Here is a 25,137-nt window from a genome sequence, read left to right as displayed (position 1 = left end):
TGTATAATAAGTCTATTTTTAGATGAGTATTGATTTCTAACTATATCTAGAAATCAATACTGGTTTAAAATATTGACTATAGTAAGAGGAGCTATACCTAGACACCTTTTAATAAAACTTGTAAATAGAATATGTTTGCAAGTCTTATTATTTAGTCTTTGTATAGCTCCTCTATTATTTGAACTTATTCATCTTCTTTATCTGCAAACTGGCTATTATAAAGTGTTTCATAATATCCACCCTGCTTCATCAATTCTTCATGAGTTCCCTGCTCAATTATTCTTCCATCATTCATTACTAGAATTAAATCTGCACTTCTTATAGTTGAAAGCCTATGTGCTATAACGAAGCTTGTTCTTCCACTCATTACATTTTTCATAGCTTTTTGAAGTAATAACTCTAATCTAGTATCAACTGAACTTGTTGCCTCATCTAGAATTAATATTTCTGGATTTTTAAGTATTGCTCTTGCTATTGTTATAAGTTGTTTTTCTCCTTGAGATATGTTTGATGCCTCTTCATTTAAAACCATGTCATATCCCCCAGGTAAAGTTTTAATAAAGTGATGAACGTTAGCTATTTTAGCAGCTTTTATTACCTCTTCTTTAGTAGCATCAAATCTACCATATTTGATATTTTCATAAATACTTCCTTTAAATAACCAAGTATCTTGAAGAACCATACCAAACATTCCTCTTAAATCATCACGCTTCATCTCTCTAATATCTACACCGTCTATTTTTATAGCTCCACTATCAACATCATAGAACCTCATTAAAAGATTTATAAGTGTTGTCTTACCTGCTCCAGTCTTTCCAACTATTGCAACCATTTGTCCACTTTTTACTTCTACATTTAAATCTTCTATTAGCTCAGTATCTTTTTTATATCCAAACTTAACATGCTCAAAAGAAACATTTCCTTTTGGATTTTCAAGTTTAATAGAATTTTCTTTGTCTTTAACTTCTTCTTTTTCATCCAAAAACTCAAAAACTCTATTTGCTGCAGCCACAGCTGACTGTATTGCTGAAGATAACTGAGTTACCTGAGATAGGGGTTGGTTTATTTGCCAAATATAACGTATAAAAGCTTGTAAGTTACCAACAGTAATTATACCTGATATAGCAGATATAGCACCTACTACTCCTATAACTGCTATTCCTAAGTAAGTCACTAAACTTATTAAAGGTGACATTATACTTGATATAAACTGTGCTTTAAATCCAACTTGGCATAAATCTCCATTAACCTCCATAAACTCATCTAAAGCATCATCTTCTTTTCCATATAATTTTAGTTCATTAAATCCGTTATACATTTCTTGTACTTTTCCATTTAAATTACCTAAAGCTTTTTGTTGCCTATTAAATAATTTTTGTGACCTACTTACAATTAACTTGGTGATAATTATACTTGCTGGAATTATTAAAGTAGCTAATAATGCTAATTTAACATCTAAAGAATACATCATTATTAAAGCTAAACTTATTGATAAGAAAGCATTTATTACTTGTACAAAACTTTGTTGTAATGCATTTGCAATAGTATCAACATCATTAGTAATTCTACTTAAAACATCCCCATAACTATTACTATCAAAATATCTTATAGGAAGTCTATTTATCTTATTTTCAACTGCATTTCTAATATCTTTCATAGTACTTTGAATTGCATTAGTTAATAAGAAACCTGCTATAAGTGTTGATCCTGTACCAAAAGCATAAACCATAAATAGCATAATTAAAACCTTTATTATATAGTCAAAGTTAACTGAAGCACCTACTACTCCTCTAAAAAGTTCCTCACAATCATTAGTTAATTGAGTTATTATTAACCCCTCTGTTACTGGTGCTAAGGCAGTAAAAACTGCTGCTGAAATTATAAAGAAAATAGCACCAAAGAAAGACAATTTATATTTACTAACAAAAGGAGAAATCTTTTTTACAACTGATTTAAACTTATTCATTTGCTAACTCCTCCTCTGTAAGCTGAGATGTAGCTATTTCATGATAAACCTCACAATTTTTTAATAATTCTTTGTGAGTTCCCATTCCAACTACCTCACCTTCATTTAATACTATAATCTTATCTGCATCCATTATAGATCCAATTCTTTGAGCAACTATTAAAACAACAGCATCTTTTGTCTCTTTTCTAAGCTCTTTTCTTAAAATAGCATCAGTCTTAAAATCCAATGCAGAAAAACTATCATCAAAAACATAAATATCTGGTCTTCTAACTATTGCCCTTGCAATAGAAAGTCTTTGTTTTTGACCTCCTGATACGTTAGAACCACCCTCTGTTATTTGCTCATCAAACTTATTAGGCTTATCAGAAATAAATTCATAAGCTTGTGCAATCTTAGCTGAATGTTCAACTTCATCATATTCAGCATCCTTTTTACCAAACTTTATATTACTTGCTATACTTCCAGTAAATAAAAGAGTCTTTTGAGGAATAAATCCTATCTTTTGACGTAAGTATTTTAAATCATAATCTCTTACATCTACTCCATCTATTTTTATAGACCCTTTAGTAACATCATAAAATCTTGGTATTAAGTTTATTAAGGTACTTTTACCACTTCCTGTACTTCCTATAAAAGCTATAACCTCACCTTTATTTCCTTTAAAAGATACATTTTTAATAACTGGCTCTTCTCCATTTGGATAAGTAAATGATACATTATCAAATTCTATTGAACCTTCATTATTAGTTTCTTTCACTCCATCTGTAGGATTTTTTATTATTGGTTCTTCATTAAGTACCTCCATAATTCTGTTAGCTGATACCTGTGCTTTTGGATACATAACAAAAACCATTGAGAATAACATTATTGAAAACATTGCATGGAACAAGTACTCAATAAACGCAACTAACTGTCCAATTTGAAGTGTTCCAACATTTATCATGTTACTTGCTATCCAAAAGATAGCTATAATAGCAATGTTCAGTAGGAAAAAGAAAAGTGGTTGAGAAACAATCATAATCTTATTTAATTTCTTAGATATTTCTGTATATTCCTCATTGCTTCCTTCAAATCTCTCGCTCTCATATTTTTCATTACAAAAAGCCCTTATTACTCTTATTCCCGTTAAATTTTCTCTAGATATTCTATTTAACTTATCTAATGTCTTTTGCATCTTTTCAGATAATGGCTCTGAAGTCCTAGCTATTATAACAACCCCTAAAATTATTATTGGAATTACTACAGCTAGTACAAGTGATAAAGAAAGACTTGTTCTAAGTATCATAATTAAACTGATAGTAAACATTACTGGAGTTATTAAAGCTAATCTTAGAAGTGTATTAGTGAACTGTAAAATAACAAATGGATCATTTGTTGTTCTTGTTATCATTGAAGAAACTCCAAACTTATCATACTCTGTATGAGAAAACTCCTGTGCTTTTTTGAATATGTCATTTCTAATATCTCGAGTTATTCCTGTTGATATCTTAGAAGAACAATATCCTAATAATATGGTTCCAAGTACACCTAATATAGAAATAGCTACCATTACTAATCCCATTCTTTTTATGTAACTAACATCATTTTGTATAATTCCTATATCTATTACTTTTGCCATAATAGTTGGGATACCAAGCTCTACTAAAGCAAATCCAAAAACAGATATTACATTTAGAATAAGAATTAATTTATAATTCTTTAAATATTTTAGTATTAATTTCATTACTATACCTCCTCCCTTATTTTTCATATATAAAGGGGCTGCATCAAAACTTAATAATAGGCTTTGTTTTAAATTAGTGTTTAAAACATGGCCTAATAATAAAACTTATTTTGATACAACCTCTTTAAATTTAAAATATTTTCTTATAGATATATTATATACTTAATCTCACACCTCATGTAAGAACTTTTTCTCATATTAATTGCAATATTCTCAATCTATTCACTTCTATAAACAATAAAAATTTATATAAAAATAGATTGTATCAAACTCTCTACACTTTGATACAATCTTAAACTACTCATTTATTTAACACATTATAAAAGGTCCAACCTCTGTATGAAGTATATCTAATTTACGCTCATATATATCTTCCATTACTTTCAGAAACCTCACTTCGTAATTTTCTTCATTGCAATCTATTGATTCCACTATTTTATTATTATTTAAAATTATTATTCTGTCTCCATACCTTAAAGCTAAGTTAATATCATGTAATGTTATTAATGTTGTTAATTGCTTTTCTACTATTAATTTTTTCATGAATTTAAAGAAATCATGCTGTTTGACATAGTCCAAAAATGTATTAGGCTCATCTAAAAGCACTATGCTACATTTCTGTATTAGAACTCTCCCTAAATAAACTAATCTTCTTTCTCCACCACTTAATTCTCCTATTAACTTATTTTTTAAATACAATATATTAAGTTCTCTTAATACGTCGTCTACAAGTTTATAATGTTCCTTATTTGGCATTTCAAACATTCCAAGGTAAGGTGTTATACCCATCAATATAATATCTTCCACACTATAATTTTGATTTGTATGAATATGCTGAGGAATATATGATATTAATTTACCTCTTTCCTTATCTGACATATTTAATAGATCCTTATTACCATACAATATTTCTCCACTTTCTATATGGTTTAGATTTGCTATTGATTTAAGAAAAGTAGTTTTTCCTGCTCCATTTAATCCTAAAAGCACAGTTACTTCTCCTGGCTTTATATCTATGTTTATATCATCAAGCACTTTCTTTTCCCCATAAGAAACCACTAAATTTCTAACTTCTAATGATTTATTCATCTCATATCAACTCCTTTTTTATTAAGAAGATATACAAGAAATGGGGCTCCAAATAATGATGTTAATATGCTTATTGGTATCTCTGTTGTAGTTATTGTTCTAGCAAATGTATCTGCAATTAGCAATATAATAGCCCCAACAACCATAGTTAAAGGCATAATTTTTGATATATCATCTCTAACAAATGATTTAACTATATGAGGTGCTAATATTCCAATCCAACTTATTAGCCCTGCAACTGATACAACTGAAGAAACCAATAATGTTGATGCAAATATAGCTATCATTCTAACATTTTTAACATTAACCCCTAAAAGTCTTGCTTGGTCATCACCCATTGTAAGTACTTTTAACTTCCATCTAAATAATAATAAAACAAATGTTGATATTAGAACTAATATAAAAACATTTATTACGCCTTTCCAATCACTATTATAAAACCCACCCATAAGCCAAAAATCTATAGCAGGAAGTTCTTTGTATGGATCTGCAAAATACTTTATTATCATAATGAAAGAAGAGGTTAAAGCTCCTGTAACTATTCCTGAAATAACAAGAGCTAGTACTCTATTACTTCTCATCCTCTTTGATAAAATCATTGAAAAAATAACTGCACATATACCAAATATAAATGATAATCCTTGTATCATTATTGGAGAGGCTGCTAAAAATACAATTCCAATAGCAGCCCCTAAGGAACACCCAGAACTAACCCCTAATACATCTGGGGATATTAAAGGATTTTGAAATATACTCTGAAAAACCATACCTGATAAAGCAAGAGCAGCTCCACTAATTATTACTAATAATATTCTTGGAAGTCTTATATTTAATAAAAGATTCGCCTCTTGTACTTTATCAGCATTATTAAAAATAATATTAACTATTTCATCTAACTTAATACTATATCTTCCAACACATAATGATACTATTGATAAAACAAGTAAAATTATTACGTATGGCCAAATTGAGTATTTCTTTATCATAGTCCAATTTCCTCATCAGTTACATCTAAATCATAGAACTCTTTATAAAAACCTTTAGCATCTTCCTTAAACTCATCAGTACTATACACCTCTGGATGAAGATTATTCAATATCCAAAGTACTCCTAAAATTGATGATGGTGTTGGAAAATCCCAAGGCTCTAATTTTGAAGGGAACATATAAACCTTTTTATTTTCAATTGCCTTTATTCCTTTTAATCTATCATCATTTAATACATCATCAACATTGTATTTTGCATATTCTACAATATACATAACCTCAGGGTTATAATCTACTAATTGTTCCACTGATATATTAGTCCAATACCCCTCATCTATGTTTCCAGTTACATTTTTTCCACCAGCTACATCTATAATATAATTTTGATACATTTTAGATGTACAAGTTCTAAGAACATCACTACTACCTGATAAGTATACCGATGGTTTATCCTTAATATCTTTTGTCATATCCTGAACCTTATCCATTGTATCATCATAATATTTTAAAAGTTCACTTGATCTCTCCTCTGAACCTGAAACTTTTCCAAGAAGCTCTACACAACTTTTAAATCCATCTAATGTCTCTGGTTCTATTGCTATAACTGGTATATTCAACTTTTCAAATTGAGGAATAAAACTCTTAAGTCTAGTAGGTATAATAACTACATCTGGTTTTAATTTCATACATTCCTCAACATTAATTTCTTTTCCTGTACCAACTGCTGGTAAATCCAAAAATTCTTTAGCAACTTTCTTATACATCTCTCTATTCTTAGCCTTAGCCTCTACTCCAACTACCTTATTCTGTACTCCTAAACTAACTAATATTGAAGTTGAAATATAGTAGCTTGATATTATCCTATTTGCTACCCCTTTTAGTTCAACTTTTCTTCCAAGTTGATCCTCAACAATAATTGTCTTGTTATCACTTTCCTTAACTTTAGCTTCACTAGAACATCCTATAAACAATGTCATACTCATCAAAAAAGCAAGCATAACTGATATTATTTTTTTTAAACCTTGCATATCTTATTTATCCCCCTTTAATCTATATAAATTTATATAATTTTCTATTTCATCCTTAATAAATTTTCTATCTTTATAGCTTATATCTTCTATATTTATAACCAAAGTATCCTCCCTAAACTTTATAGAATTTAGGAATTTACTTTCTTTAAGTTTTAAAACGCCTAAACAAAATTTTGTACTATCTAAACACTTATGTATCTCTTCTTTAAACTTCTCTGATTCCTCTTCTAAAAACCCAATTTCATCTAATAAAATAAAACTTGTATTCTTATTTCTACGACTTTCTCTTAATATATAAACACCTAATGTTTCAAATGTTTCTATAACGCTTAAACACCTATTACCACTAATTTTTATAGATATTGGACTATATAATTTTTCTTTTCTGACTCCATCTAAGTATCCATGAATATAATAACCCTGCTCATATCCATTTATATAATAAGGGAGTGTTCTATATCCTACATAATCCAAGTTCAAATCTTCTAACATATTATTTATAAGTGTACTCTTACCACAATTTCTTGCTCCAGTTATAAGTATATTTTTGTACTTCATATCTTCTCCTTATAAACCCTTAAAATCTCAATAAAGTAGGAAACTATATGCTCCCTACTTTATCAATTTTCATCTTATAATTTAGCTATTACTTCAATTTCAATTGGTGCATCCATTGGTAATTTAGCTACTTGTACACAGCTTCTTGCTGGTGGATTTTCACTAAAATATGTTCCATAAACTTCATTCACTGCAGCAAAATCATTTAAATCTTTTACAAAAACAGTTGTTTTGAATACTTTATCAAGTGATGCTCCTGCATTTTCTAGGATAGCTTTACAGTTTTCTAAGCTTTGCTTAGTTGCAGCCTTTATTTCAGTTTCTAAAACCTTAGTTTCTGGGTTTAATGGTAATTGTCCAGAAGTGAATATTAAATCTCCTATTACTATTCCTTGTGAGTATGGTCCTATTGCAGCTGGTGCATGTTCTGTATTAATTATTTTTTTCATCTTAAATTCCTTCTTTCTATCTTTTTATTTTTTTGCTTTTTTATAAAATGTATTTTTAAGTGGAAGTTCAGTTCTGAACTCACCATCTAATTTGTAATATGCTCCTTGTACAGCTGGTGCTGTTGGGATACAAGTGATTTCTCCAACACCTTTAGCTCCAAATGACAAGTCTTGTGTATTTTTTTCTATTATTATGGCTTCTATTTCTGGAACTTGAGTTGCTCTTAGAAGTCCAAGTGTACCAAACTTAACCTTTGGTATTGAATTTTCTATAATATAGTCTTCTGTCAAACCATATCCAAGTCCCATAGCTACGCCACCTTCAATTTGACCTTCTACATTCTTAGGGTTTATTGCTTTTCCTACATCATGAGCGGCAACAACTTTAATAACCTTTCCTTGGTCATCTAAAATAACAACTTGTGTAGCATAACCATATGCAACGTGGCTTACTGGATTTTCTTTAGGGCTACCCATCTTATCTGTAACTCCTAAATATTCCCCGCAGAATTCTTCACCTTCTAAATCATCTAATGACTTCTCTTTTAAAGCCTCTTTAAGCTTCATTGCAGCAATTTTTGTTGCTTCCCCTGTAAATACAGTTTGTCTTGAAGCTGTTGTAGTACCTGAGTTTGGAGTTATTTTTGTATCTGGAGATTCATATACAATTTCTGATGCTGGTATTCCTAAAACCTGTCCAACAATTTGAACTACTATTGTTCCAAGTCCTTGTCCTATACAAGCTGCAGATGTTCTTATATGAACTTTTCCATCAATAACTTTAACTTTACATCTACCTGTGTCTGGCAATCCTACTCCAACACCTGCATTCTTAAATGCACATGCTATTCCAGCTCTATCTTTATTTGCATAGTAAACATCTCTTACAGCTTCTAAAGTTTCAATCAATGCTGTTCCTTCATCGGCTATCTGTCCATTTGGAAGTACTTCTCCTGGCTTTATTGCATTTATTCTTCTTATCTCAAATGGATCTATACCTACCATTTCAGCAAGTTTATTTAAGTTACACTCTGTTGCAAAAGCTGACTGAGTAACTCCAAATCCTCTAAATGCTCCCCCTGGAGTATTATTTGTGTATAACGCCTTCCCATCAATATCCATGTTTTGATAATTATATGGTCCTGCAGCATGTGTACATGCTCTTTGAAGAACTGGTCCTCCAAGTGATGCATAAGCACCTGTATCTGCAAGGATTACAGCCTTCATTGCTGTTAATCTTCCATTTTCATCACAAGCTGTGGTAAATTCCATATCCATAGCATGTCTTTTAGTATCAACTATAATACTCTCTTGTCTTGGTAATACCATCTTAACTGGCTTCTTAAGTAGATATGCAAGTAGTGCTGTATGATGTTGACAACTCATATCCTCTTTTCCACCAAAACCTCCACCAACATACTTGGAAATTATTCTAACCTTATCATCTCCAAGTCCTAAAAGTGATTCTATTTCACGAAGATCATCATATACACTTTGTGTTCCTGTATAAACAATTATCCCATCACCATCTGGAACAGCTACAGCACACTCTGGCTCTAAAAATGCATGCTCTGTAAATGGAACTCTGTACTTATAAGTAACAACATACTTTGAATTTTTTATAGCTTCATCTGCATTTCCTCTAACTAAATGTTCATGAGTTAAAAGATTTCCTTTTTCATGAATCTTTGGAGCATCCTCTGCTAAAGCTTCTTGTGGTGAAGTTACTGGTTTTAATTCTTCATAGTCAACTTTTATAAGCTTTAAAGCTTCTCTTGCAATCTCCTCAGTTTCAGCTGCCACTAAAACTAAAGCATCACCAAGATATCTTGTTTCCTCACCAACTTTTATTAAGGCAGGAGTATCTTTTTGTATATGACCTAAATACCTCTCTCCTGGAATATCCTCAGCAGTAACAATTTTAACTACTCCTTCTAACTTTTCTGCTTCACTAAAATCTATGCTCTTAACTAAAGCTCTTGGGTATTTACTTCTAAGCGCAACCCCATGTAGCATTCCCTCAATTCTTATATCATCAGTGTACTCAGCCACACCTAATGTCTTATCTCTAGCATCAACTCTGCCCATTCTTTCTCCAACAAGCCCTTTACAAGCAACCTTTGGAACATCCTTGTTCTCTCTAAAGATTTCTGCTGCCATCATGATAGCTTTTTCTATTTTCACATATCCAGTACATCTACATATATTACCTATTAAAGCTTTTTTAACTTCTTCACTTGTTGGATCTAATGTTCTATTGAAAAGTGCCTTTGCACTAATAACCATACCTGGAATACAGAATCCACATTGAACTGCTCCTGCCTCAGTAAATGCATAAGCAAAAACATCTCTTTCTCTTTCTGTAAATCCTTCTATAGTTGTTATTTCTTTTCCATTAACTTTTTCAGTTGTAAGAATACATGCTTTTATTGCTTTTCCATCAACAATAACCATACATGTTCCACAGGCACCCTCTGAGCATCCATTTTTAACTGATGTTATATTACAATCTTCTCTTAAATATTTAAGAAGCTTTTTATTTTCATCTACAACCTTTTTTTCACCGTTAAGAATAAATTCAAACATAATTATCCCCTCTCATAATTCCATTTCTTTCTTGAGATATATTGGCCAGTTGGCTCTTTTCCTATGAATTCTCCATCCTTAACCAATTCTTTTCCTCTTAAAAACACCTTTTTAATTCTCATATTATCTTTAAAACCTTCATATGGAGTATAATCGACATCTTGTATGCTATTATCATGTCTAATGATATCTTCGTATCCTTTTTCTATAACTAATAAATCTGCATCACTACCAATCTTAATTGCTCCTTTTTTAGGATATAATCCAAAAATTTTAGCTGGATTAGTAGATGTTAGCTTAACCATTTCATTTAAGGATATTATTTTATCCTCTACTCCATAACTAAATATTAATTTCATTCTATGTTCAACACTTGGTATTCCATTAGGTATCTTAGAAAAGTCAATCTTTGCTCCAGCTATCTTATCTTTGTAATTAAATGAACAATGATCTGTTGCGATTGTATCTATTTCTCCTAATTTAATACCTTCCCATAAAGCATTATTATCTTTCATTTCTCTTAGAGGTGGGGACATGACATATTTAGAACCCTCTAAACCATCCTCCCCCTTAATTTCATACCTTTTTTTATTTAACAAAAGATAATGAGGACATGTCTCAACAAAAATTTTAATGCCTTCCTGTCTGGCCTTTATTACAGCATCAAGTGCTATTTTTGAACTTAGATGTACTATAAACACAGGGTAATTTGTTTTTGTAGCTATTTTAATTAACGTATTTACTGACTCAAGTTCGATTTGGGAGTCCCTTGAGTCTTCATGATATTTTACGGCGGAGTGCCCTTCACTTAATAAGTCTTCTATATTTTTTAAAATTTTATCGCCATTTTCACAATGAAATGAAATTAGCGCTCCAAGTTCTTTAGCCTTTTTTAATGCCTTTTCAATCTCTTCCTCATTGACCTGAAGAGTATCTTTATACGCCATATACATTTTAAATGTTGTTATTCCTTGTCTTACCATATCCTCCATTTCAGACTCAACTTTTTCATTCCATTCACATAAAGTCATGTGGAATCCATAATCTGAATAACACTTATCTCTTGTTTTTTCTTCATAAATCTTTAACTCATCGCTTAGACTTTCACCTCTATGACAATTTACAAAATCTATTATGGTTGTGGTACCTCCGGCAATAGCTGCCTTAGTACCACTTTTAAAATCATCAGATGTTTTTATATTTGGTAGTTCTAGATCAAAATGAGTATGGGCATCAATCCCACCAGGAAGTATATAGCTTCCTTTTAAATCTATTACTTCATCACCATCTTTTTCTAATGAAAAACCTATAGATTCAATCCTTTCACCGTCAATTCTTAAATCACTTTTAAATGTCTCTTCAGTGGTTACTATATAACCTCCTTTTAAAACCCTACCCATAACTCATACCTCTTTCCTACTATTTATATTGAATTGATAATGCATGTTTTGGACATCTTGTTACACATAGTCCACAACCAAAACATTTATCTACATCTATTACAAGTTCTTCTCCAACTTCAATTGCATCATATACACAACTTGTTTTACATTGACCACATTTAATACAAGCATCTTGATCCACTACTGGAGCTATTGCTTCTGTTCTAAAGTTTCTATCTTCCATCTTTTTATGAGCTAGTCCAATTATTTCATTTACATCTTTATAACCATGGCTATCTAAGAATTCATTTAATTCTTTAGCTATCTTTCCATATATTCCAGGTCCTTTTAAGATAGCTTCTGTACAAACTTGAACTGCTGATGCTCCTGCCATTAACATTTCAGCTGCATCTCTTCCACAAGTTACTCCACCTACTCCTATTATTGGAATATTAACTGCTTGAGCAGCATCATAAATATTTCTTATAGCTACAGGTCTTATTGGAGCTCCTGATAACCATCCATATCCTGTTTTACTTCCCATTATTGGATATCCACTTTCAACATCTATTGCCATACATGGTCCTAAAGAGTTGATCATTACAAGTCCATCAGCACCAGCTTCTTCTAAAGCTTTTGCTATTTTTTGTATATCTGTATGTGGGCTCATTTTCATGAATACTGGGCAATCTAAAGCAGCTTTAGCAGCCTTCATAGCTTCTACTATTGGAGTTACATCTGTTCCAACATAGTGAGTTGATAATTCAACAGCATCTGCATAAGGTTTTACAAGTGGTGCAACTTCTCTTATTTGATCTGCTGAATATCCCATACTCACTATCATAGGAACTCCTGCTGACTTGGCTTTTTTATATTCTTCTTTAATCCATTGCTCTTTTGGTAATTCTGACCAAAGCTCTGTATTTAAAAATCCTGAATTTGTTCTTCCCATACAAGGTCTTGGTACTGGTGCTGGATCTACTGAAATAGTTTTTGTAACTAATCCACCTGCTCCACCTTTTACTGCTTCTATACAAAGATCTCCATCTTTAGCTCCTGGACCAGCAGCTGTGAATATTGGGTTAGCAAATTCCATTCCTAAAATGTTAACGTTTAATTTTGACATAACAAACACTCCTCTTAATCAATTAATTTCTCTTAATTACTTCCTTCAATAACTAAATCATCTTCTCTTATTTCTTCTTCAATTTCTCTAACTTCCTCTTCTATAGCATCTTGAGCATGTTCTTTATTACCTAAGACGTTAAAGAATATATTTAAAATTACAGCGGATAAACTTCCTGTTGTAATTCCACTATCAAATATTGTTTCTACCCATGATGGGAAATTGTGATAAAATCCTGGATTAGCAAGTGGAATCATTGCAAGCCCAACGCTTACAGCCACTATTACTCCATTCTTAGTACCATTAAATTCAACTTTACTTAAAGTTCTTATTCCACCAACTAAAACCATTCCAAACATTGCAAAACCAACGCCACCTAAAACCTGTTTTGGTATTGCTCCTATAATAGCTGCAAACTTAGGTACAAAACTTAATAATAAAAGTATTATCCCTGCATATACAGCAACAAATCTTGATTTAATACCTGTTAGTCCAACTAATCCAGTATTCTGTGCAAATGGAGTAATTGGGAATGTATTAAAAAATCCTGCTAATAATGTTGATATACCATCTGCTTTTAAGCCTTTTTTAATATTTTCTTCTGTAACTTCTTTATCAGTCATTTCATGAATAGCTATCATATTTCCAACTGACTCTGTCATTAAAACTAACATAATTAATACCATTGAAAGTATTGCTGAAGGTTCAAATGTAGGTGCTCCAAATTCTAATGGAAAATTCACACTAAACCATCCTGCACCACTTACTGCACTAAAATCAGCCATTCCAAATATCATTGCGATTATTGTTCCTATAACTATTGAGAATAAAATTGCTGCACTATTCCAAATTCCTTTTAAGTATTTGAATAATACTAATGTTATTACTAAAACTGTCATTGAAAGTGCCAAATCTTTTGGATCTACTGGTTGTACTTTACTATTAGTTATCCATTTTATACCTACAGGCATTATAGATATACCAATTACTAAAACAACAGTACCTGTAACAACCTTAGGAAAAAACTTTATTAATTTACCGAATATCGGAGCAATTAATATGCAAAACAATCCAGCTACTATTACAGCACCAAACACATTGGTCATAGCTAACTCTTTGCTACCGGTTGTTCCTGCAATTATTGCTAATATTCCCGAAACAGCTGCAAAGCTTGTACCCTCTATTATTGGGATTTTAGCTCCTGCAATCCTCTTAAGTCCCATACTTTGAATTAAAGTTCCTATACCAGCCATAAAAAGACCAGCACTTATAAGAAATACTATTTCTGAGTGATTAAGTCCTGCAGCTTCCCCTACCATCAAAGGAACTGCAACTGCTCCTGCACACATTGCCATAACATGTTGAAGTGAAAATATCCACGCCTTTGAAAATGATATTTTTTCATCAACTGGAGCTACTTTTTCCTTTCCAATTTCCTCTCTCATAACAAACAAACCCTTTCGCCTTAGATTCTATTCCACAACTTGCTACTAACTTCTCTAGATTTAGCTAAGATTTCTTCTTCGTTTATATTAAGAAGCTTGCCTTCTCTAACTAAAATTTTTCCATTAACTATAGTAGTATCTACTGATTTACCCATCATTCCAAATAGAATATGTGAATTTAAATTACTTCCATTCATTGGTGTTAGTGGATTGTAATCTACTATAATCACATCACCTACTGCACCCTTTTCAATTATTCCAAAAGTTCCATCAAAATGTTTTTCTGCAATCTTTCTATTATTTTCAAATAGCATCATTGGAGTTTCTCCCCAAGCTACTGATGGATTCTTTAAATGATGTTTGTGGATTATGTTTGCAACCTTCATTGATTCAAACATATCTGATGTGTAACCATCAGTTCCAAGCCCTACTGTTATACCTTTTTCTATAAGCTTAATAGCTGGTGATACTCCAACTGCATTTCCCATATTAGATTCTGGGTTATGAACAACTGTTGTACCAGTTTTTAGAATTAAATCTTGTTCATTTTCATCTGCATGAATACAATGAACTGCAATTGTTTTTTCACCTAATATATTAAATTTGTTTAATCTCTCTACTACCCTTATACCATGCTCTTTTAAGCATTTTTCTTCATCTGCTAATCCTTCTGCAACATGAATGTGATATCCACATCCTAACCCTTCTGTTGCTTTCACACATTTTTCTAATGATTCATCTGAAAGTGTGAAACTAGCATGCATTCCAAACATTCCTGATTTCATATTGCTATTACTTTCATTACAATGTTTTATATAATCTACATTTTCTTTTATACCTTCAAGTAAAATCTCTTCTCCATCTCTGTCAGATACCTCATAACAAAGTGAAGTTCTTATTCCAAGCTCTTCTGCTACCTCACCTATAGTAAATAAGCTTCCTTTAATTGCATTTGGACTAGCATGGTGATCAAAAAATGTTGTAACTCCATACTTTAAGCTATCCATTAAAGTACTATAGGCACTATATCTTACATCTTCAAGTGATAAACTCTTATCAAGTCTCCACCATAGGTTATTTAATATATCTAAGAAATCTTCTGATGTAGGTCCATCTAAATTCATACCCCTTGCAAAGGCACTATAAATATGACCATGTGTATTTATAAGTCCAGGCATTATAACCTTGTGGTTTGCATCTATATACTCACATTCTTTATATCTATCTAATATATCCTTAGTGTGACCAAAGTCTATTATTTTTCCATTATCTATAGCCACAGCCCCATCTTCGAAAAATGGGATTTCCTTGTTCTGAGTTATTAACCTTCCATTACCTACTACTACCACACAAATTCCCCCTATTTTTTTCTCAATACCTTACCTGCTTTTAACTTTTTATATTCCCCATTATCTATTACTACTTGACCATTTATAAGTACGTAATTTATTCCTTCTGGGAATTTAATTGGATCTTCAAAAGTTCCAAGGTCTTTAACCTCATCTTTATTAAATAAAACTATATCTGCAAAATATCCTTCTTTTAAAAGTCCTCTATCTTTTATGCTAAATGCACTAGCAGCCTTACTTGTCATCTTCATAACTCCTTCTTCAAGAGTTAAAACTCCAAGTTCTCTTACAAATCTTCCAAGTATTCTTGGGAATGATCCGTAAGCTCTAGGGTGTGGTCTTCCCGCTAAAAGCCCATCAGTACAAACATTTTGTTCTGCAAGCTTCATAAACTTTATTATATGTTCTTCCATTCCATAGTAATCAACCATACCAACCGCATTTTCTTCTTCAAGTAAAAGATCAAAAGTAGCATTATAAGGGTCTTTTCCTCTTAGCTCTCCAAGCTCCACTAGATTTTTACCTATAGCATCTTCATTTTTCTTATTTCTAACTGACGTTACATATATAGCATCTAATCCAGCAAAGTCAACAAAGTTATCCCATCCTTCAATACCATGCTCCATGTCATAGATCATTTTTTCTCTCATCTCTTGTGAAGCAAGTCTTTCCATAAGATTATCTGTTCCACCATCATGAGCCCATGGAGGTAATATAACACCAAGCATTGTACTTCCTGCTGCATATGGATATTGGTCAAAAGTAACTCTTATACCCTTTTTCTTAGCTTCATTAAATAGTTCAATTACTTCATCAATGTATTTCCAGTTTTTCTTACCACATACTTTAAAGTGTGAGAAGTGAACTCTTACACCTGATTTTTCTCCAATCTCAATTATTTCTTTCATTGATTTTATAATAGTATCAGCTTCGCTTCTTTGATGAACTACAAATACTCCATCAAACTCTGCAACAACCTTACACATTTCTATAAGCTCTTCAGTGTGTGAATAAGCACAAGGCATATATATAAGACCAGTTGAAAGACCATAAGCTCCTGCTTCCATCTCTCTTCTTGTTATTTCACACATTTTTTTTATGTCATCCTTAGTTGCTGGTACATTTCCAAGTCCAACTACTTCCATTCTTACATTTCCATGTGGCACTAAGTACGCTTCATTTAGTCCTACTCCATTGTCTTCCATCATTTTTAGATAGTTGTCAGTTATTTCATATTCCCAGTCTATTTCATCTGATTCACCATCTAAACCTGCTATGTTCTTTCTCCAAGGTGATATATATTCTTTTGGCAATGGTGCCATTGATATTCCATCTTGTCCTAATAATTCAGTAGTAATTCCCTGTCTAATTTTTATCTCATTAAATGGATTTTCTAATATCTTAAGGTCACTGTGTGAGTGAGTATCAATAAAGCCTGGGGCTATAACTAAGCCCCTAGCATCTATTGTTCTATCTATATTATCTTCACAAAGTCCATGTCCAATTTTTTCTATTCTCTCATCACAGATCAAGATATCTCCAATGTATCCTTTATTGCCACTTCCATCAGCTATAAAACCATTTTTTATTAATATCTTCATCTTAAAAACCACCTTTTATTTGTTATAAACTGATTCTAATATTCCATAGTATCCTTCTGCCCCAATAAATAATTGCTCTTGTTCTATATATTCATCAATTGTATGAGCTAAGTTTTCTTTTGATGGTCCAAAACCAATTGTTCTTATTCCTGCTTCACCAGCATAATGTGAACCATTTGTACAGAATGAATATTGAGTTATTTCTGGATTTATACCTGCACGCTTTAACCCTTTATAAGCAGCTTGTACAAACTCATCATCTTCACTATATAACCAAGCTGGGAAGAATCTTTCGCCTTCAATTACTTCACCTGTGTAACAAGTTTCTCTACCTATTGCATATGAAACCTTAGCATTTAATTCTTTATCTTCTTTCATAAGCTCGTCTATAATCTTTTGGATTGGAGCTAAAACTTCTTCTTTAGTTTCTCCAACTAAAAGTCTTCTATCAAATGTTGCTCTGCAATAGTCTGGAACTACAGATGCACCAGGATATGGTGATGATTTAATATCAGTTAATACAAGAATTCCTTTTCCAAGTACATCATGTACAGGAGTTTCTATATCTTGAATTCTTTCAATTATTTTTGACATTTTATATACTGCATTTACTCCCTTTTCTGGGTTAGCTGAGTGAGCTGGTTTTCCGAAAGTCTCAATAACTATTTCAGCTCTTCCTCTTTGTCCAATTTTTAAATTTAATTCTGAAGATTCACCAATAACTACGTAGTCTGGTTTAACAGCTTCACTTATCTTTCTAGCTGACACACCTTCAAATATTTCTTCATGAACAACACCAGCAACAAAAATATCTCCTTCAAAATCTTTTTTGAAATCTTCTGCAAAGTAAGCCGCAGCTGCTATCATAGCTGATGTTTGTCCTTTCATATCTGAAGCGCCTCTACCATATATTTTTCCATCAACTATTTCTCCACCAAATGGTGCATGAGTCCATTTTGAATCATCTGGTACCGGAACAGTATCAATATGTCCATCAAAAAGTATTGTTTTTCCTGGTTTGCTACCTTTTATATGTCCAATTACATTTCCATAGCTATCTACAAAGCACTCATCATATCCTAATTCTTTAAATCCTTTTTTAATAGCTTCTACTACGTTTCCTTCTTCTCCTGAAACTGATTGATTTCTGATTAAATCTTGGCATAATTTAGTTAATGTTTCTTTTCTTTGATTAGTAAGCATCTTTTCTCCTCCTATAACTCTCTTTATTAGCATTCGCTATTCCAAACGATTTCTCTATATTTTTCAGGATCTGTATCCCCTTCTGTACTAAATAAAAGAACTCTTGAATTTTCATCTAACTCTAAAGCTTCTTTTAAGTCTTTATAATCTTCATTTGTCATGATTTCATATAAAAGACCTGTTGTAACTGCACCAGATTCTCCAGAAGTTACTTTTTCATCTCCTTTTAATGGGTTACCAAGTATTCTCATACCTTTAGCTGATACCCAATCTGGACATGATACGAAAGCTGTTGAGTGATTTTTTAGAACTTCCCATCCAATAGTGTTTGGTTCTCCACAAGCAAGTCCTGCCATTATTGTTTGCATGTCTCCTCCAACAAATCTTGGTTCTCCATCATCTGCTATTGCTGATTTATAGAAGCAATCGGCTAAGTTTGACTCAACAATAACTGTTTTTGGACACTCATCTCCAAATTGTGATGCAAAGAATCCTTGAACAGCACCTGCAAGTGAACCTACACCAGCTTGTACAAATATATGTGTTGGTTTAAGTACTTTAATAGCATTTAATTGATCTAACGCTTCTAATGCCATTGTTCCATACCCTTGCATTATCCATGCTGGGATTTTTTCATATCCTTCCCAAGCAGTATCTTGTACCATTAATCCATTATGTTCATCTGCATATTTAGCAGCTAATCTAACAGCATCATCGTAGTTTAACTCAGTAATACTAGCATCAGCACCTTCAGCTTTAATATTATTTAATCTTTCAAGTGATGATCCCTTTGGCATGTATACAACTGATTTTTGTTTTAATCTATTAGCAGTCCATGCAACTCCTCTTCCATGGTTACCATCTGTTGCCGTAACAAATGTAATTTCTCCTAATCTATCTTTAACCTCATCTGAAGTTAACTTTTCATAAGGTAAATCTTTTATATCTTCACCTAATGTATCTGCTAGGTGTCTTCCCATTGCAAAAGATCCACCTAGAACCTTAAATGCATTTAATCCAAATCTATAAGATTCATCTTTTAAATATATTCCTTTAAGACCAATTTTCTCAGCTAAATTATCTAATTCAACTAATGGTGTTTTATCATATTCAGGAAAACTTTCATGAAAGTTTTTTGCTCTTGATACTTCTTCTTTACTTAAAAATTCTATACAGCCTTCTTTATCTGTTTTTGGTAATGTATTTAGTTTCCATAATATTTTTTCCATTATGCTTCCTCCCGTATCCTCTTCTATTTTCAAAATTTATCTCTATGCTTATTTTAAAAGCAATCCTTGTGCCAACTTTTACTATTTTTTATATGAATTTCCGATATATTTCTTCCTATTCTTACTTAATTCCAAAAGTTTTTGTATATGTTTACACGAACTTATACAGTAATTTCTTCTTTATTCGCTATCTAAAATAATTTATTATCAAAATGATAAATCCATTATCATTTTGATAATCTATTCAAATTAGTGAATTTATGGTTAATAAACAAGAAAAAAGCAACAATCATTATCATTTTGATAATGATTGTTGCTTTTTCTTATTGTTCACCTATTTTTCTATATAAAGTTGCAATACCTATTCCTAATTTTTTTGCTGCTTTTTTCTTACCAGCGGTATCCCATCCATAGATATCCAGTGCTTTATTTATATATTCACTTTCTATATCCTTAAGTTCTCTTATTTCTTCTGATGTTTCTGTTATATTATTAAGACTTGTTTTTTCTTCATCAATATAATCTAATACTGTTTGAGGCAGCATGTCTAATGTAACAATTCCATCATCTCCACTTAGATTAACCATAAATTCAACAACATTTTCTAACTCTCTAACATTTCCCTTCCACTCATAAGACTTTAGCTTTTCTATTACCTCTTCACTTACCGTATGAACATACTTATTAAATATTTTATTGTATTTTTTTATAAGCTCATACATAATAAGCTCAATATCCCCATCTCTTTTCCTAAGTGGTGGTACTTCAATAGGTATAACATTTAATCTATAATATAAATCCTCTCTAAACTTACCTTCTTCAACTAACTTTTTCAAATCTTTATTAGTAGCTGCTACTACTCTTATATCAAGATTTATAAGTTCATTCGAACCAATCTTAACTATTGATCTCTCTTGCAGAACTCTAAGCAATTTTACTTGAAGATAAAGAGGCATGTCTCCAATTTCATCTAAAAATATTACTCCTTTGTTTGCAAGCTCAAACTTACCTACACGCCCGCTTGAACTAGCTCCAGAGAAAGCTCCTTTGACATATCCAAAAAGTTCACTTTCAAGAAGACTTTCTGGTATTGCTCCACAGTTTATAGCTATAAAGGGCTTATTTTTACGACTTCCCTCTGCATGTATAGCCCTTGCTACTAACTCTTTTCCTGTTCCACTTTCACCATTTATAAGCACTGTAGATTTAGAGTATGCTATCTTTTTTATTTTTTTCTTAAGTTGTGTCATCACTATTGATTCTCCAACTATTTCATCACAATTTATTTTATTATTTCCATAAGTTAAATTAACTACATCATCTTTTAGGTGCTTCAACTCATTAAAAATCAATATTTTTTCACAATTATTTCTATTTATATAATTGTGTACCATTTTTCCAACAACTTTATAAGGAACTCCCCTTATATATAATTCAAATATATTTCCCCCGGGAAAATAATCTCCAGTTATCTCTTTTACTTGAATATATTCTCCAACTACCTCTGGCTTTAAATTTAAAGTCCTAAGAGCTTTATTATTTATTATCTTTATATTATTCATTCCATCTATAGTTATAATTCCATCATTAACTGAATTTACTATATCCTTAAAAAATTCTAAATGTCTTTTATTCTTTAATATCTCATTTTGTTCTATTAATTTTATTGCAATAAACTCTGCTATTTGCTCCAAAAAGCTCATTATAGTATCAAAATTTGATATTAAGTGCTTCTTTTGCTTTTCTGTTGAACATACAAACCCTATTACTCCAAATATTAAATTTTCATATTTTATTGGAACACATATTTCCATATGTTCTTTACAATTCCCTTTATTCATACAATCCTTACAAAGAAAATCCTCTCCTGGCTCCTCTATAATTTTTGCTTCTCCAGTATATAATGCTTCTTTGTAAACATAACCTGCAGATTCGATATTTTCTCCTACTCCATCTTTATATATTCCTGTACCTGCTATTCTCTGCATATCATAATCAACGATTTCTACATCCAATTTTAATATGTTAGATAATAAGTTTGCATATTTATTTACTACATCTGAAATATCTTTTAAATTTATCTGCATCATTAAAGTTAGTTCCCCTTTTCTATGAATTTTGTAATGCCTTCTTCTTCACATCCTGTAAATGTGCTAAAGTCCCATTGTTTTTAACCAATAATATTTCTGATAAAATACTTAAAGCAATCTCTTCTGGTGTACCATCTGATATATCAAGTCCAATTGGTGCATGCATTCCTTCTATTAAATATTCAGAAAACCCTTCTTGTAATATTACTTCCTTTAATTCTAGCACTTTCTTCATACTACCAACTACACCAAGATAATTATAATTTTTATCAATTAAATTCTTAGCCCAATAAGTATCGCTCTTATGACCTCTTGTAGCCACTACTATATAACTATTATTAAAATTCAAACCACTTAACTCATTTATATCATTAGCAATTATAAACTTATCTATATTTTTAAAAGCATCATAATCCTTTAATTCTTCTCTATCCTCAATCACAATTCTTCTAAAATTCATGCTATCAGTTAATCTACATATACTTTGAGATATATGTCCACCACCAAATATAATTAAGCTTGGTTTAGGCTCAAAGACTTTTATATACCCTTCTACTGCTCCACCACATACCATTTTAACCTTTCCACCAGCATTTAAATCATATTCAAACTTCTCACCTTTACCTATTTCTAAGCATTCTACAGCTCTATTGGTAACAACGTGCTCTATTGCTCCCCCTCCAATTGAACCAACTATTTTTCCATATTCATCAACACTCATCATAGACCCATTTTTTCTCGGTGTTGACCCATTAGCCATGGTTATAGTAACTAAAGCCATCTTTCTTCCATTTTCTAATCCATCTATAATACTCTTTAATACCTTCTCATCCATTACTTATTCCTCCATTGTTTCCCAATCATTATACCTTCTAAAACTGCTCCACCTATACATCTTGCCTTGTCAGAAATTAAATCACAATTTTTCTTTTGGTTAGTCCTTGGATCTATATCTGCTATTTTAAGACCTTTCTTTACATAAAACCCATCTCTTATCATGCCTCTTATTACACCAGTTAATGATGCCTTAACAGGATTATCACCAACAATACATATAGTCTCTCCCTTTTCAGCTATCTCTCCAATATCTTTTATTATTTTTAGCTTTCCTTCACAAGGAGAATATACTACTCTTTCAATTCCATAACCTTCTATTATTCCTGGAATCCCAGTATTTTTAGCAGCTGGTCCATTAAAAATTAATCTTCCTAAGTTATGTCCTCTATTGGTTTCAATTACTATATCAACATCCTCACCAGCTACATAACCAGGTCCTAAGGCTACAGTTATATCAGCCATACCCTTATTTGTTCCTATATTCTTTTTACAAAGAGTTGCATCCACAACAGCCATTGGTTTTAGCTTTTTTATTATGTCACCTGAAGTATCATTGATAACGCAAACCTTATTCTCATTTAATATACCAAAAATTTCTTCATATGAATCAGCTCTCTTACCAATAATATCTTCAACTTGAAACTCCTTCTCATATATTGCTTCACTTAAACACACTCTTCTTCTTATAGATGTAGGTTTCTCTATTTCTAAAGCAACAACCTTAAATCCTGATCTATGTAATTTTTGAATTGCACCTGTTGCAATATCTCCTGCACCTCTCACTACCACTATTTCATCCATTGCATTCTCTCCTTACATAACTTACTTAAATTACTCAAATCCTCTACTGTATCAACATCAAAAAACTCAAAATCTGAATCAAAAGTTACAAAGGTTACCTTGTCCAAATTATTTCTTATGACAGGCCTTCCTCCAATATCTCCACTTAATGACATTAATTCATTCTTAAAATCACTTGAAAATATTACAGGACTTTTATTTTTCCCATTAACTTTTGGCACAATTATGCCTCCATTTTCATTAAACGTTTGCATGAGTTTTTTTATTGTTTCCTTTTTTAATAGAGGTTGGTCACCAGTAAAAAACATATATCCTTCACTTAATATTGGAGAATGCTTCAAAGAAATTTTTATTCCTTCACTCTGCCCATAATGAGCATTTTTATTGTATAAAGTAAATACGTCGTGTTTTATTCCAATTTCTTTTACCTTATTATCTTTATAAACTAAAATAATCTTTTTGAATCCTATAGATTTTACACTTTCTACAACCCATTCAACTAGTGGTTTTCCATAGAAATCTAATAAAAGCTTATTTTTTCCCATTCTTTTACCTTGCCCAGATGCCAAAATTATTGCTAATATTTTAGTCACCTCCAATAGAAAAGTTAAAATACTCTTTTTTTCTTAAACTACCTCCAATAATCTTAAGTGAATTATTGCTTTTACTACCTAATATTTCAAGCAAATTTAATGCCACTCGTTTACTTTTTTCATCCTCAATTCTGTTTAAAAATAGTATTTTCTCTCCTATTGAATTCTTAAATAATCCCTTTGGACTTTTTATTATCTTTGCAATAATTTCTGGTGTTATTTCATCACCAATTTTACATTTACATACCTCATTGAATATCTCAATCCTATGAATATTTTCCTCACTAATTTTTTCACCAATAATATGCATTGGTATTATTCCTATAGTTTTAGTAGTTTCATTTAAAATTACTGGCTCAGTATCATTCCATCCTTTAAGTGGTTTTCGTTTTGATCCATCACTTTCAAGGATTATATAGTCAAAATCACTAATATATTTCTTTATCCCTAGTATATCTCCGGAAACTTTATTACCACTTACTTTCTCTCCAGCAATAAATGTTCTTCCAATTTTGATATTAACCTTATCATTTTCATCTAAGCAAAAAAAATAATCTACTTGATTCTCTTTAGGAAAAAACATCTTTGTTGTTGTGGATATAAGAACTTTTTTATCTTTAAGCTCATTAGCTAAATTATATACAAAAGTAGTTTTTCCACCTGAACCAACAACTGATATAACCTCTCCTTGTTTTATATTAATTAAATTTTCTAAACTAATACTCAATATTCTCTCCCCATTTCCTTATCCTCTATATTATTTTATAGTTTAAATCAAACTCTTTCAATTTTCTTAAATTATTGTAAATTTTTTGAATAGTTCTAGTTTTAATAATCTAATTTAAATACTCTACCAGATATCTAAAAAAGTTTATATTATAATTATAAAATTAAATTGATAAAGAATATATTAATAAAAATTGTAATACAACATTATTTTTTATTATTAACTTTATTTGAATTATTTAAAAACATTTCTTTTTTAAGTAGGTAAATTACTCAAACCTCTCAGTAAATTATAGACTTTTTTACATTTACTGTGTAAAATGTTAACGTTATTGTTTAAACAGATTAGCTCAAGGGGGAGACA

20 protein-coding genes are annotated in these 25,137 nt (G+C 31.2%); all 20 read right to left on the bottom strand.

The genetic code is table 11. The annotated features are described in order from the left end of the window. Positions 1–184 precede the first annotated feature (184 nt). A complete protein-coding gene (locus ACQZHJ_RS02640; protein ID WP_430483990.1) occupies positions 185–1,966 on the bottom strand; it encodes an ABC transporter ATP-binding protein in 1,782 nt (593 codons plus the stop codon). Then, positions 1,959–3,692, bottom strand: coding sequence for an ABC transporter ATP-binding protein (locus ACQZHJ_RS02635; protein WP_430483989.1), 1,734 nt, complete (start codon positions 3,690–3,692; stop codon positions 1,959–1,961). The genes ACQZHJ_RS02640 and ACQZHJ_RS02635 overlap by 8 nt, the downstream gene beginning before the upstream one ends. 309 nt (positions 3,693–4,001) lie before the next feature. Continuing rightward, positions 4,002–4,781: an ABC transporter ATP-binding protein gene (locus ACQZHJ_RS02630; RefSeq protein ID WP_430483988.1), complete on the bottom strand. Its 780-nt coding sequence runs from the start codon at positions 4,779–4,781 to the stop codon at positions 4,002–4,004. Continuing rightward, positions 4,778–5,767, bottom strand: a complete 990-nt coding sequence (locus ACQZHJ_RS02625; RefSeq protein ID WP_430483987.1) for a FecCD family ABC transporter permease — start codon at positions 5,765–5,767, stop codon at positions 4,778–4,780. Before ACQZHJ_RS02625 ends, ACQZHJ_RS02630 begins: the two co-directional genes overlap by 4 nt. Next, positions 5,764–6,795, bottom strand: a complete 1,032-nt coding sequence (locus ACQZHJ_RS02620) for an ABC transporter substrate-binding protein (RefSeq protein ID WP_430483986.1) — start codon at positions 6,793–6,795, stop codon at positions 5,764–5,766. Before ACQZHJ_RS02620 ends, ACQZHJ_RS02625 begins: the two co-directional genes overlap by 4 nt. Positions 6,796–6,798: 3 nt before the next feature. Continuing rightward, positions 6,799–7,356: a nucleoside-triphosphatase gene (locus tag ACQZHJ_RS02615; protein ID WP_430483985.1), complete on the bottom strand. Its 558-nt coding sequence runs from the start codon at positions 7,354–7,356 to the stop codon at positions 6,799–6,801. Between the two features lie 74 nt (positions 7,357–7,430). Beyond that, complete coding sequence (locus ACQZHJ_RS02610; RefSeq protein WP_430483984.1) at positions 7,431–7,805, bottom strand: RidA family protein; 375 nt, start codon at positions 7,803–7,805, stop codon at positions 7,431–7,433. A gap of 24 nt (positions 7,806–7,829) precedes the next feature. After that, entirely contained in the window at positions 7,830–10,391 is a 2,562-nt protein-coding gene (gene xdh / locus ACQZHJ_RS02605; RefSeq protein WP_430483983.1) for a selenium-dependent xanthine dehydrogenase, read from the bottom strand. Between the two features lie 2 nt (positions 10,392–10,393). Beyond that, positions 10,394–11,791 carry a dihydropyrimidinase gene (gene hydA, locus ACQZHJ_RS02600; RefSeq protein WP_430483982.1) on the bottom strand — a complete coding sequence of 466 codons (1,398 nt, stop codon included), beginning with the start codon at positions 11,789–11,791 and terminating at the stop codon, positions 10,394–10,396. Positions 11,792–11,810: 19 nt separating this feature from the next. Further along, positions 11,811–12,899, bottom strand: coding sequence for a 4Fe-4S binding protein (locus ACQZHJ_RS02595; protein ID WP_430483981.1), 1,089 nt, complete (start codon positions 12,897–12,899; stop codon positions 11,811–11,813). Positions 12,900–12,931: 32 nt separating this feature from the next. Further along, a complete protein-coding gene (locus tag ACQZHJ_RS02590; protein ID WP_430483980.1) occupies positions 12,932–14,344 on the bottom strand; it encodes a nucleobase:cation symporter-2 family protein in 1,413 nt (470 codons plus the stop codon). Positions 14,345–14,364: 20 nt separating this feature from the next. Next, the gene (gene ssnA / locus ACQZHJ_RS02585) at positions 14,365–15,693 is read right to left on the bottom strand and encodes a putative aminohydrolase SsnA (protein WP_430483979.1); all 1,329 of its coding nucleotides are present in this window, start codon (positions 15,691–15,693) and stop codon (positions 14,365–14,367) included. 11 nt (positions 15,694–15,704) lie between these two features. Continuing rightward, entirely contained in the window at positions 15,705–17,294 is a 1,590-nt protein-coding gene (locus tag ACQZHJ_RS02580) for an N-acyl-D-amino-acid deacylase family protein (protein ID WP_430483978.1), read from the bottom strand. Positions 17,295–17,309: 15 nt separating this feature from the next. After that, entirely contained in the window at positions 17,310–18,497 is a 1,188-nt protein-coding gene (locus tag ACQZHJ_RS02575; RefSeq protein WP_430483977.1) for a YgeY family selenium metabolism-linked hydrolase, read from the bottom strand. Between the two features lie 26 nt (positions 18,498–18,523). After that, positions 18,524–19,726, bottom strand: coding sequence for a diaminopropionate ammonia-lyase (dpaL, locus tag ACQZHJ_RS02570; RefSeq protein ID WP_430483976.1), 1,203 nt, complete (start codon positions 19,724–19,726; stop codon positions 18,524–18,526). Between the two features lie 323 nt (positions 19,727–20,049). Continuing rightward, positions 20,050–21,816, bottom strand: a complete 1,767-nt coding sequence (locus ACQZHJ_RS02565) for a sigma-54-dependent Fis family transcriptional regulator (protein WP_430483975.1) — start codon at positions 21,814–21,816, stop codon at positions 20,050–20,052. Positions 21,817–21,835: 19 nt separating this feature from the next. Then, on the bottom strand, positions 21,836–22,651 hold the full coding sequence (locus tag ACQZHJ_RS02560) for an XdhC family protein (RefSeq protein ID WP_430483974.1): 816 nt from the start codon (positions 22,649–22,651) through the stop codon (positions 21,836–21,838). Then, positions 22,651–23,454, bottom strand: coding sequence for a selenium-dependent molybdenum cofactor biosynthesis protein YqeB (gene yqeB, locus ACQZHJ_RS02555; RefSeq protein ID WP_430483973.1), 804 nt, complete (start codon positions 23,452–23,454; stop codon positions 22,651–22,653). Before yqeB ends, ACQZHJ_RS02560 begins: the two co-directional genes overlap by 1 nt. Further along, entirely contained in the window at positions 23,442–24,047 is a 606-nt protein-coding gene (locus tag ACQZHJ_RS02550) for a nucleotidyltransferase family protein (RefSeq protein WP_430486853.1), read from the bottom strand. Before ACQZHJ_RS02550 ends, yqeB begins: the two co-directional genes overlap by 13 nt. Next, the gene (gene yqeC, locus ACQZHJ_RS02545) at positions 24,040–24,774 is read right to left on the bottom strand and encodes a selenium cofactor biosynthesis protein YqeC (RefSeq protein ID WP_430483972.1); all 735 of its coding nucleotides are present in this window, start codon (positions 24,772–24,774) and stop codon (positions 24,040–24,042) included. The genes ACQZHJ_RS02550 and yqeC overlap by 8 nt, the downstream gene beginning before the upstream one ends. Positions 24,775–25,137 lie beyond the last annotated feature (363 nt).

The sequence above is a fragment of the Clostridium sp. B9 genome (assembly GCF_050509515.1).
In the GTDB taxonomy this organism is placed as follows: domain Bacteria; phylum Bacillota; class Clostridia; order Clostridiales; family Clostridiaceae; genus Sarcina.
This window is presented reverse-complemented; position numbering and strand designations above follow the sequence as displayed.